Annotated in this window: 10 protein-coding genes and 1 tRNA gene; 4 read left to right on the forward strand and 7 right to left on the reverse strand. The window is 64.4% G+C overall.

Translation table 11 applies throughout. The features are described from left to right. Positions 1–37 precede the first annotated feature (37 nt). Positions 38–108 (reverse strand) — tRNA-Arg (locus tag B2284_RS01360). Positions 109–410: 302 nt separating this feature from the next. Here B2284_RS01360 and B2284_RS01365 point away from each other — a divergent pair. Next, positions 411–1,310 carry an Abi family protein gene (locus B2284_RS01365; protein ID WP_170957285.1) on the forward strand — a complete coding sequence of 300 codons (900 nt, stop codon included), beginning with the start codon at positions 411–413 and terminating at the stop codon, positions 1,308–1,310. Here B2284_RS01365 and B2284_RS01370 read toward each other — a convergent pair. The 3 genes from B2284_RS01370 to B2284_RS01380 all read right to left on the reverse strand — a co-directional run bounded on the left by B2284_RS01370 (position 1,297) and on the right by B2284_RS01380 (position 3,172). Continuing rightward, positions 1,297–1,473 (reverse strand): hypothetical protein, encoded by a 177-nt coding sequence (locus B2284_RS01370; RefSeq protein WP_170957284.1) that lies wholly within the window; start codon positions 1,471–1,473, stop codon positions 1,297–1,299. The genes B2284_RS01365 and B2284_RS01370 overlap by 14 nt on opposite strands. 161 nt (positions 1,474–1,634) lie before the next feature. Continuing rightward, positions 1,635–2,087, reverse strand: a complete 453-nt coding sequence (locus B2284_RS01375; RefSeq protein ID WP_074046481.1) for an excisionase — start codon at positions 2,085–2,087, stop codon at positions 1,635–1,637. Between the two features lie 158 nt (positions 2,088–2,245). Further along, positions 2,246–3,172, reverse strand: a complete 927-nt coding sequence (locus tag B2284_RS01380; RefSeq protein ID WP_074046468.1) for a hypothetical protein — start codon at positions 3,170–3,172, stop codon at positions 2,246–2,248. A gap of 79 nt (positions 3,173–3,251) precedes the next feature. Here B2284_RS01380 and B2284_RS01385 point away from each other — a divergent pair, with 79 nt between their 5' ends. Beyond that, positions 3,252–4,112: a hypothetical protein gene (locus B2284_RS01385; RefSeq protein WP_074046467.1), complete on the forward strand. Its 861-nt coding sequence runs from the start codon at positions 3,252–3,254 to the stop codon at positions 4,110–4,112. A gap of 98 nt (positions 4,113–4,210) precedes the next feature. Continuing rightward, entirely contained in the window at positions 4,211–4,804 is a 594-nt protein-coding gene (locus B2284_RS01390) for a recombinase family protein (RefSeq protein ID WP_074046466.1), read from the forward strand. A gap of 30 nt (positions 4,805–4,834) precedes the next feature. Here the strand turns inward: B2284_RS01390 and B2284_RS01395 are convergent, their stop codons facing one another. The 3 genes from B2284_RS01395 to B2284_RS01405 all read right to left on the reverse strand — a co-directional run bounded on the left by B2284_RS01395 (position 4,835) and on the right by B2284_RS01405 (position 10,561). Next, complete coding sequence (locus B2284_RS01395) at positions 4,835–7,459, reverse strand: DEAD/DEAH box helicase (RefSeq protein ID WP_074046465.1); 2,625 nt, start codon at positions 7,457–7,459, stop codon at positions 4,835–4,837. Further along, positions 7,459–9,447: a site-specific DNA-methyltransferase gene (locus B2284_RS01400; protein WP_074046464.1), complete on the reverse strand. Its 1,989-nt coding sequence runs from the start codon at positions 9,445–9,447 to the stop codon at positions 7,459–7,461. Before B2284_RS01400 ends, B2284_RS01395 begins: the two co-directional genes overlap by 1 nt. A gap of 103 nt (positions 9,448–9,550) precedes the next feature. After that, positions 9,551–10,561, reverse strand: coding sequence for an IS481 family transposase (locus B2284_RS01405; protein WP_083607382.1), 1,011 nt, complete (start codon positions 10,559–10,561; stop codon positions 9,551–9,553). A 133-nt stretch (positions 10,562–10,694) separates the two neighbouring features. Here B2284_RS01405 and B2284_RS01410 point away from each other — a divergent pair, with 133 nt between their 5' ends. Further along, positions 10,695–11,453 (forward strand): hypothetical protein, encoded by a 759-nt coding sequence (locus tag B2284_RS01410; protein ID WP_136788832.1) that lies wholly within the window; start codon positions 10,695–10,697, stop codon positions 11,451–11,453. The last annotated feature ends 77 nt before the right edge of the window (positions 11,454–11,530 follow it).

An 11,530-nucleotide genomic window follows, 5' to 3' on the forward strand; every position in this document is an offset into this window, starting at 1 on the left:
CAGCCATTTCGCTCGCATTCACCGCCGAGGTGGGGCCTGGTGCTCCCGGGCAGATTCGAACTGCCGACACCCGCTTTAGGAGAACTTGGTCGTCAACCTCGGCGAAACGAACCTCGCGGCAAAATTGCGGCACATCGACTGTCCTGCCACGGTTTTCGAGACCTTGCGGCCATGCCGCCGCGCGTGATGGATCACCCATCAGGGAAGCTGCGAGCCATCTCGTGTGTACTTTTTGTGCACTCGCACGTCACTGTCGATACTCCTTCGAATCTCGTCTGGATCTGAGGACCTGCGCGAATCCTGTAGATTGACATCACCATGACCGGCCCGCCTGCATCGCAGGTCAGGGCCGGTCCTCGCATGTAGGGGGTCATCCGGTGCCGATGCCGTACGGGAAGCCTTGGCTGTCGATGCACGACCAGGCTGAACTCCTTGAGTCTCGTGGCCTGATCGGCGCACGAGCCCACATCGACGATCTCGCGCACTTCGGCTACTACCGCCTCAGCGGCTACTGGTACCCGTTCCGCGCCCTCTCCCCCGGCGGCGAACGCCTCGATCACTTCTTCGAGGGCACCACGTTCGATGACGTGCTCGCCATCCACCATTTCGACACTGAGTTGCGTGACACCGTCTGGCGCTGCATCTCGCACATCGAGCTGCATCTGCGCGTGACCGTCGGCTACGAACTCGGGCGGCTCGGATCGTTCGCTCACCTCGACCGCGCAGTCCTTGACGAACGGGCCGCCAATCAGAAGTTCAATCAGTTCCGAAAGTCACTGGCCGACCTTCAGGCGCGGTCGAAGGAAGACTTCGTCCAGCACCATCAGCGCCGCTACGACGGGCAGATACCAGTCTGGGTCGCAACGGAGATCATGCAGCTCGGGCAACTCGTCACCCTGTACGAGATGACCCCGTTCGCGTGCCGCGCAGCCATCGCCGACCACTTCGGCGCACGCGCGGACGAACTGCGCTCGTGGCTCAAGGCCATCAACATCGTGCGAAACGTCGTCGCTCATCACGGTCGCCTCTGGAACCGAGCGATCGGCATGAAACCTCAGCTCAACCGCCGCAACCAGGATCCCCTCCTCGATCACGCTCGAGCCAGCGTCGACCGCGTCTACGGCACCCTCGCCGTCATCGCCTACCTGCTGCGCCACGACGACCGACACGACCTCGTCGGACAGCTACGCCACACGCTGGAGCAGTTCCCCTCGATCCGGACCCTGAGCCCGGACATGATGATGCTGCCGGAGAACTGGCAGGATCTGCCGCTCTGGTCCGTGCCGCCGACACTGATCAGCCCCCGATGACGTGACCTCGACGTCGACGTCCCCGTAGCCAGATGATGCTCTGGATCTGATGTTCCGTCAGCTCGGGCGGCGGCAACTGGCCCTCCTGCTTGTAGTGCCACATGACGGTCCGTGCGTCGCTGAGCGTCAGCCCGAGCGACAACAACGCCCGCAGAGAATCCAAGGATCGGACGGTCACACGGTAGTGACTCTGCCCCTCTGAGTAGTAGCGCCTCTCCAAGCACCAACAGACTTCCCACGCCTTCCACGCGGGAACGTCGAGCTCCGCGGCTACCCGCGAGGCCGAGATAAGCAGCCGCGGAGCATCGGGGGCTTCCCACGCCATCAGAACCACCAACTGCGCGCGGGTTCCTGCGGCATGTCGTTGACCCAGGCCAGCAGGGAGACATAGACGATTCGGTAGTTCGTATTGCCTTGCCCGATGAAGACTCGGTGGAGGTCCCCAGAACGCACGGCTTCACGAATGGCGTTCTCCGTGAGGCTCAAGCGCCAGGCTGCTTCCTTCACCGTGATCAGGATTCGCTCGTCGTGAGGGTCGGGGTCGCCATCGCGAAAGAGTTCATCGCCTCGCGGACGACCACCTCGGCGGCGCGCTCCACTTGGAGAGTCGATGGGTAGCTCCTCGCGCGCCAGCTGTTCGCTGCGGCCGCGCGGCTTTCTCGTCTTCGTGGCAGCTGCTGCAACCCGGCGAGCATCATGGTGCCGTGCTGGGCCGAAGTGTCCTTCCGGGTAGTCGCCCGTCTCGAGATAGTGCTTCCCAGCGTCGGTCAGTTCCACGTCCCACTCGTCGCCGTGTCCGTAGATGGCGACTAGCCGCCGGTTGGCTAACGCCCGTGCTGAGATCCTGTATCCGGTGGGCGGGTCCTCAGGCACAGACCCGTCGCGGATCGATTCCAGGATTTCTCGCTGACGCTCTGTGATCGACCCTGTCATGATCACTCGCTCGCTGACGTACCCGACGGCGTGATCGTTCCCCAAGCCACCGTGGGGCGCCCCGTCCCACCCAGACCGGAATCAATCAGAGCGCGAAGATGCGCCGTCACGTCCGCGACCCCGTAGGGGCACGCTGCGACAATCGTGGCCGGGCGCTGTAGCGGCCCTTGGTACTGGGCCTTCCACCCGGCCCCCTCCCCCATGGCCAGCAGGGCTGACAGAGCCTCCTGTGGGTCTGCGCCCGGTCCGCAGATGATCAGCACTCCCTTCTCAGAGCGGGACGGATCCAGGACCTGGAACGGGAGAACATCTTCCACCCGCTCCCCAGCTCGAAGGAGTGTCACTCCGATGGTGTTCGCAGCTCCTACCACGATGGGCCACACGAACGCCTGAATACGGCAATCGAAGTCACATTGCTCCGCCGCCCGCGAAGCTTCATCGCGTACCGCTCGGCGAGCGTCATCGAGCCAGCTCTCGTCTTGAACAGGAAGGAAGCGGCGCCGGACGGACTGCATCGCCGGAGTGTCGAGGATGTGGGCGACTCGGTCCAGGTGGAAGATCTCGACATCCAGGCTCAGGTCTTTGGCAATCTTCGTGAGCTTGTCTCGCTGCCCAAGCTTGATGGGCTGGTTCGTGACGAACGCGATCCCTTGAGCATCAGATGCTGCCATCTTGGACGCGTCGTCCGTGAACTTCGCCTTGATGGCGCTGAAGGACTGAGTATCGCGGGGGAAGTAGACCGCCATCCCCCAGCGCTGCCCCTTCCGGTTGCCCACGGCGTCGAAGCCGCCATCGGGACCGCCCATAGGGTGCGACGGATCAAGCTCCTCGTATCCTGCGTGAGCGAGTATCTGCGCGGCCAACCGCTCCGAAGTCGGTTGATCCTGCATCCAGTACCGCAGGTGCCTCACGGTCTCGTTCGCGTCCATCCGGATGTCCTCACTCCTGCACGTAATCGCCAGGCTGACTAGGCTTCAGATATTCGACGGCTCGACTTCAGGAGAACACATGATCGACTTCGGCCTGGATGACCCCGCCGTAGCCGCCCACTTCGACCGGGCTCTCCTTGTCATCCAGGATCCCATCACAGAGCTGGCCGAGCGGCTCAATGCCATTGAACGAGTCCCGGCCTCCACCGAGCTCTACCGACTACACGAGGGACTCGCAGACGGGCCCCTTCGCCTCGACCAGGTGCTGTTCTCCGCGGCCGAAGCATCAGTCGGATCGCTGCAGCAGATCTCCAGACTGGTGACTGATGAGCTGCCCACCTCACCGATCGTCTTTCAGACCCTCTTGCGTACTGCTCTGGTCGGAGCTGCGAGGGTTGTCTACGTCCTGCTGCCATCAGACCCAGAACTTCGAAGCGAGCGAGCCGCTGCAGTTGTCGCCCAAGATCTCGGCAGCGGGATCCGCGGACTCAAACGGTACGTCCAGTTCGAAGGCCTTGCCGGGGTGCGAGCCCCTGAGGAACTTCTGGATAGCTTCCGCGCACAACATCAGGCACTGGGGTCTTCGAAGATAGAGACGAAGGATGGCGCGACGGTTGACGACATGACCGCAGCTATCGCTGAAGCGTTGATCAGCGCCGCACCGGATGAGCACACCGATGAGAACGTAGCGATCCTGCAAGACGAAGCAGCATGGCTATGGAACACCTACAGCGGGCTCGCCCACGGGCATGCCTGGCCCCGCTTTATGTGGACCCTGAGCGGTGATCGCCGGATACCCGGGGACTTCGCCATGGATCTCCATCATGTCGCGACCTGCGCGCACTTCGCACTCGTTGCGTTACTCGCGCGGTGCGCTCCCCAGAGCGCAGGTGAGACTAGGCCCGTTAATGTCGGCGGGAACAAAACCGCGCCTTCATAACCGCGCGGACGTCGCACTCGTGTCGCATGACATTAACGATCGATTCTGGCGCGACAGAACCTCGACGACCGGCGGGTGCGGGTTCGTGTGGGGCGCAGGTGGACGGAAACCCCCGCAAAACTGACAGTGCCGGAACCCCCGTTTTTGTCGGGTATGCGCGGGTGTCCACCGCTGAGCAGCTCGTCGATCGCCAGATTGATGCTCTACGTGACGCAGGGTGCCAGCGCATCTTCATCGATCATGGGGTCACCGGTGTGCGGATGGACCGCCCCGAGCTGCAAGCCGCTCGCGCGTGGATGCGTCCGGGTGATGTCCTCACGATCGCGAGCCTCGATCGACTCGGCCGCAACGTCCGAGGCGTCCTCGAACTCGTCGACGGCCTCGAGCGGCACGGGATGGGTCTTCGCGTCTTGCAGCTAGGCCTCGACACCTCCACGCCGAGTGGAAGGCTGGTGCTGACCGTGCTGCTGGCTGTGGCACAGCTCGAGCGCGACCATCTGTCCGAGCGCACCCGCGACGGGCTCGCCGCCGCACGGCGGCGCGGCCGGGTCGGCGGACGCCCTCGAGCCCTTACGCAGGCCCAGGTTCGGGCTGTCCGCGCGATGCGTGATGACGGAGCCTCCCTCGAAGAATGTGGCGCTGCTTTCGGCGTCTCCGCCCGCACCATTAGCCGCGCTACTGCACCACGATGACAGCGTCTGTGCAGGCCCGGGCGGCGCCGCTCACGGCGCCATCGGGCTCACGGGCTGGCTGCGTCCCTTGAGCTCCTCCCACGTTTCAGTTGCGGCGACGTCGTCCTCGTACGCGATGAGGTAGCCCCAGCGCTGATCGGCGAAGTCGGGCTCGGCGAGCAGCTTGATGACGGTGGTCTCGGCGGCCTCACGTTTGGCTTGCACGTCGTCGTCGGCTCGCCCGCGCGCGTCCTTGCCCTCGATGATCCAGTGGACCCCGTCGGTGTCGAACGCGACGAAATCGGGGTAGTACTTGTTCTTCAGGTTGTACTGGATGCTCGCCCGCTCCGGCACGTGCAGGCGCTTCCACCACACGATGCTGGGTGAAACGTTCAGCAGACGCGCCAGTGCGTACTCGCCGCTCCACGAATCAAATGACTCAACGGGGAAGAGGCCCCGGAACCACCCGTCGTAGTAGCGGCCCCTCACGAACTTCTTTCTGTCGTCGATCTGCTCGTGCACCCGCTCACCGGGCGGCAGGTAGTACTCATCGGCCTGCGGCAAGACCTTCGGCACGATCTCGGTGACGACCTTCGTCTCCTTCAGCATGTCCGTGACCGCCGTCTTAACGAGGTTCTCAACCTCGTTCGCTGCGGAGGCGATGGTCTTGACCGTCCACTCGGTGACGGGCGCCGCAGCGAGGAACGTCGGGATGATGTGTCGTTTCGCGAGCATCGCATTCTGCGGCGTCTGCGGCACGACTTGCATGCGCATCAACAACTGCGTCAAGGCCCGTTCAGTATCCTCGAGGCTTTGCGGCGCGCTTTCCACCGTGGCCACGTCCGTGTCAGCGACCCCGAGCTTGCGGCCGACACTCGCCACGATCTCCTTACGTACCATGACGTCGCCGGTGGTGCTCACCTTCGCAGCAGCCGCCTGAATCTGTGCGGGCTTGATGCGCTCGAAGCTGAACGTCGGCTGCTGGGCCCGCATGACAGTGACGGGGAACGTGAACGTGGTACCCACAAACTCTTCGTTCATCTCAACGCGAACTGGCTCGAGCGTAACGCCCGGTCGGCTCGAGGCATTCTCGAGGTCGTCGAGTTGGTTGATGCCCAAGCCGAGCACGTCCACGCTTCGCCCTTCTGCATCCCAACCGGAGCTGTCGTCCGTGGTCGTGCTGCTGTCGCCGTGCGTGGTCTCGTCGTGGCCGGGTGCGCCAGACGACGGCGACTGCCCGCGCCCCGATTCTGTGTCGTGGCCCCCAGGCTGGGCGGTTTCGTCCAGGCGCTGGTCGGGGGTAGCCCCTGTCTGACGAAGAAGGGCCTTGAGCCGGTCATCGCCGGCTCGATCCGGAACCGCCTCATCGAGGCCAAACTGTTCGAGGACGTGCTCGGCGTCGAGTAACTCGCGGAACGATTGATGGGCGATGATGTCGAGCTGGTCGATCTGACGCACCCCGGTCCACGCGCCGAACGGCAGGCGCAGTCCTCGGCCCATCGTCTGCTGGGTGAGCACGTCGGATGCCATCGCTCGCAGCGTGACGACGACGGCGATGTTCTTGACGTCCCACCCCTCCTTGAGCTTGTTGACGCTCACGACGGCCAGTACGGGAGAGTCGGGCTGGTCGAGGCGGTCGAGCAGCGTCTGGGTCGCCGCGTCGTTGTGCTCGTTGTCTACCTGCAGGACGGCGCTGGTGCTGTCGAGGTACCCCGGCGAGCGCAGCAGATCCGCTACCTGGGTGGCGTGCTCCACGTCCGCGCAGACGACGAACGTGACGGCGTTGAGGCGGCGTGTGCCCGGGTGCGCAGCCACCCAGGCGTCGTACGCGTCCTGCTTGATCCGGCGCAACGACAACGCGTCGCGCAACTGCTGCTCCTCGCTCGCCGTGTCCGATCCGTACCCACCCTTGCGGAAGGCGAGAACGGGCGCCTTGACGAACCGGTCGGCGATCGCCTGGTACAGGGGGTAGCGGAAGACGACATGATCGCTCGCCGAGGCTGAGGCCGTCAGACCGATCGTCGCCGCGGGGTTCAGTTCGCGCAGGGCCGCCGAGAAGGCCTTCGCTGATGGGCCGTAGAGGTGAGATTCGTCAGCGATGACGACGAGATCCTCCCGAGTGGCCAAGTACTCGAAGAGCGCCCCCGAGGATTCGTCGAACTTGCGTGTGCGCAGCTGCGCAGCGGTGGTCTTGGATCCCTTCGTCTCTCCGTCGAGGTTCTTCGGGGCGATGAGCTGATGGATGTTGAAGATGAACGCCATCACGGGGTTCTCGGGCCCGAACGTCAGGGATGCTGGGCCGTTCTGGCGCGTTCGCCAGGCCGAGTAGTCCTGCGGCGTCGTCACCATCGGCGCGACGGGGGCGCCAGCAATGTAACGCCCGGAACCGGGCGTGAAGTTCTGCACCGTCTTCGTCTGCACCGTCAGCGACGGTGTGACGATCATGACGTGCTCGATGCCCTGCCGACGCAGGTACTCGACGAACGCGGCCATGAGATAGGTCTTGCCGACACCTGTCGCCAGGTTGAGCACCTGCGGGACGCGACGGTCGAAGTCGTCATCCGTCAGCGCCAGGAGGAGGGCGCGCAGCGCCTTCTTGTTCGGGGAACGCAGGTCGAAGTCCGACGCGATCGCGTCGATGTCGCTCTGGTCGAAGGTGATGTCGAGGCGCTTCATCACGCGTCCTCCTCGCTGTAGCGGAAGATGTCGTCCGGCACGTGCACGACCTTCGAGCCCTTGCCGCGTTTGCGCACGTGCTCACGCACGCCGTCCATGACACCGGTCGCGGCGATGACGAGCTTCTCGCCTTCCTCCAGGTGCGAGAGCAGGTCGTCGGCCGTCTCGAGGTCGAGGATTCCCTCGTGGACCTTGAGCATCGTGCGCCCGCGGTAACCGTCGAAGTACAGATCGTCCATTTCGAGGGTGAAGCCGAGGTTGGCCGCGATCGACTCGACGAGCGTGTTGCCCGTGGCGGCGTCGGTGAGCACGACGCGGTGGAGGTCTTCGTCGTAGTCGAAGCACGCCGGGGCCAGGTGCGCTACCCGGAAGCCGCCACCGCCGCGCCAGTTCACCGTTTCCTTCGTCTTCACCGTCTTGGCCATCGCCTTGAGCTGCTTCACCTGAACAGACTTCGCGAGAGCGGGAGAGTCAGCGACGAGCTTGTTCAGCGCTGCAGTGAACTTCTGCGCGTCCGCAGCACTCAGGCCCTCGGGCAGCTCGACTCCGTCCGCGGCGACGCGTTCCCCGGCGGTCCGGGTGATACCGCCGGGGTCTTCATCGCTCACGACCTTCTCCAAGCGTGGGCGCGTGAAACGCTCGATCGTGTCGCCGATCAGCTCGCAGGTCACCCACCGGCGCCCCATCTTCTGCGCGACCGCCGCCGTCGTGCCGGACCCGGCGAAGATGTCGAGGACAATATCGCCAGGGTTCGACCCGATGTGGATGACCCGTTCGAGCAGTTCCTCGGGTTTAGGCGTGGCGAACGGGCTGAGCCCGGGGAAGAGGTCCTTGACTTGGTTCTTTCCCCGAAGGCTGCCGCCGACATCGGCCCCCAGCCAGAGCGTCTCGGGGACCCGTCCGTCGTCCGCCAGGTGTTTCTTGCGCTGAAGCTTGTCCCGGAGGCCGAGCATGACGATCTCGGGCCAGTGTCCCGCGTCGTAGCGTTGGCGGGCGGAATGTGCTGCGGAGTCGAGGGGCACTGCGAGCATGATGGCTTGCACCCCTGAACGAATGGCGTCACTGGAGATGCCACATACTCGCGCGCGGGCGTCGGCATCGTCGATGTCCCGTAGCTCGTACGTGGCGTACTCGTTCATGTTGGCGAGCATCTGAGACTGGCTGAGCCCCCAGTGGCGCCCGGGGGTCGGATAGATGATATTGCCAGAGACAGGATGCTGGATGCCGTAGACCATGCCCTGGTGCGTAGCCGCGCCCGGTGCGGTGGCATCGCCGTCTCGCCAAGGAACAGGGTCCCCATCGCGAGACCTGTAACGACTCGTGTTGCTGGCTGCAAGTCGCGCCATGCGATTCGGACGCCATTGCGGCCCGCGCCGGTACACAGCGATTGTGTCCTGTGAGAAAGAGAAGCCAGCAGCATCATTTCGAGGAGAACCGGCCTTTTGCCAGATCACTTCCGCTTCGAAGTTCTCCGGCCCGAACACCTCGTCCAGAAGCAGGCGCATGCGGTGGTTCTCGGCGTAGTCGAGGTGCACCCAGATCGAGCCGTCTTCACACAGGAGACGGCGCATGTGCAGGAGACGATCACGCATCATGGTCAGCCAGATGGAGTGCTCGAGGTTGTCCTCGTAGTGGGTGAAGGTCTGCGCGGTGTTGAACGGCGGGTCGATGTAGATGAGCTTGATCTTCCCGACGTACTTCTCTGCCAGATCGGGCACGCGCGTGAGGGCTTCGAGCACATCGCCGGACTCGCCGTGGATCAGCAGGTTGTCGTTGGTCGGCGGTAGGTCAGCGCGCTCGGAGTAGACGAATGCGCCCCACTTCGGAGTCTGTTCGCCGCGCACGACATCGTCGAACACGAGCGGGCGTGTCTCACAGTAGCGTGGATCGCTCGGATCGACCCACCGATAGCCGTAACGGCCGTGCTCCGTCGGGATGAGCGCTTGGTCCTTGTTAAACCACGTGAGCTCAAGACGCTGCTTCGTCATGGGTGTCCTCCGACTCGTGCGCGGCGAGGGCTCGCCATCACGCATCCTTTCAGACTCAGTTGCTTGCCGGGGCGTGCTTCTATGGCGCGGCATCAACGTCGCACTAGCTGTGATGACCAGCCAGGTTGTCCAACCGGGTGATGGGCGCGACTCTGCCGATGGCTGAGTGGGGCCGGTGGTGGTTGTACTGGTGGATCCATGGTGCCAGCGCCGCGAGCCGGGCGTCTTCGCTGTCGTAGAACTTCGCGAAGGCCCACCCGTCGGCCAGGGTGCGGTGGAAGCGTTCGATCTTGCCGTTCGTCTGTGGACGGTACGGGAGGGTGCGCTTGTGCACGATGCCAAGTTCGGCGCAGGTGTCACGCCAGTGGTGGCTCTTGTACGCTGAGCCGTTGTCACTCAGCACGCGTTGGACGCTGACGCCGCGCGCAGCGAACCATGCGACAGCGTTGCGCAGCACGGCCGCTGCGGTTTCTTTCTTCTCATCGTCGTGGGCTTCGACGTACGCGACGCGGGAGTGGTCGTCGATGACGGTGTGCAGGTAGCACGTTCCCAGGCGGGGTGCGTGGGTGCTGTTACGGGTGGCGTGGCCGGCTTTGACTGTGGCGATGCGGTTCTGCTCGCCTTGGGCGCGTCCGACGTAGCGGTGGCCGCCGCCGTCGGGCACGCGCCCGAGTTTCTTCACGTCGACGTGGATGAGATCGCCGGGGCGCCCGTGTTCGTAGCGGCGTACTCGTTCGCCGGTGGCGCGGTCGATGTGGGTGAGCCTATTGAGGTGGCAGCGTGTCAGGACGGCGTGCACGGTTGAGGCGGGCAGGCCCAGTTTCGCGCCGATTTCGATGGGTCCGAGGCGTTGACGCAGCCGGGTCTTGACGATCTTGCGGACCACGTGTGGTGGCGTCTTGTTCGGTTGGTGGTGGGGGCGGCTGGAACGATCCAGGAGACCGTCGGCGCCTTCAGCTTCGTAGCGGCGGGCCCATTTCGCGGCGGTCTTCCAGGACACGTCGTAGCGTTCTGCTGCGCGGGCGATGGGCCATTCGTCGTCGATGATGAGGCGGGCCAGGCGTAGGCGGGCGCGGACTGTGAGCGCGGCGTTCGAGTGGGTAGCGTGGGCCATGAAGACCTCCCGGTGCGTGGTGTGGGACCTAGACAGCTCCACTGCACAGCGAGAGGTCTTCGCTTGTCACCCGTTCAGATCAACGAGTCGCAATGACTCGACCAACGTGCCTGGTCATCACAACTAGCGAGCCATGACGCACGCTTCGATCCCCGAGCCCGCCGTTGTCCTACGCACGTTTGTGATGGCGCACGTCGATCCCTTGGCGTCCGCCGAGTTCCGCGCTTCGGTGGGGCGGGACACGAGCCGGATGCTCAAGACCACGCCGGAAGGATCGCTCTTGGCCGTAGTGTGGCTGGCCGAGCTTGGCCGCTTCCTTCGAGACGATGATTCGTGGCGCACCGACGTGTCTGCGGTCATTCTTGGCGAGCCCATCGTGGCGGAATCAACCCCGGCGGCCGTTCGCCGTGGCCTCAAGGAGAGCCCCGTCGATGGCGCATGGTGGATGCCCGGAACGCGTCCCGAACGCGAGCCACTCAGCGGCGAGTTCGGGACTGGCGACGACGACTGGTGGGACATCGACCTGCGCGAACCGACGTGGCGCCCACGCGTGACAAGTTGCTCGTGGTGGCCCCTCTCCGGCGCATCGTACGAACCGGCTCTGCTCATCGCCGTCTTGCACCCAAAGGGTCTGCGCTCCGCAGTGCGCGTGCTACGTCACCTGCCAATGGTCGAAGACATGCCGGACCAGAAGCCTCTGTCAGAGACGATCTGGAACGTGGCTCGCTGGTTGGCGTGTCGCGTCATTGTGACAACAGGGCGCAACCCCGCGGAGGTGATAGGGCTCGCGCTTGAGCGCGCTGTCATCCTCTGCAACCACCACGATCATCACCACGGCCGCACTCTGACCGCAGTCAGTGCACGTCTCCAGGACCGTAGCGACGACGACTGAAGAACCCCCGGTCATCGAGGGCAGCGTCTTCGGGCCGCCTAGCACGATTCGGCGGGAAATCCACGACGCATGAGGGC

Source organism: Dermacoccus sp. UBA1591 (genome assembly GCF_002322065.1).
GTDB lineage: Bacteria > Actinomycetota > Actinomycetes > Actinomycetales > Dermatophilaceae > Dermacoccus > Dermacoccus nishinomiyaensis.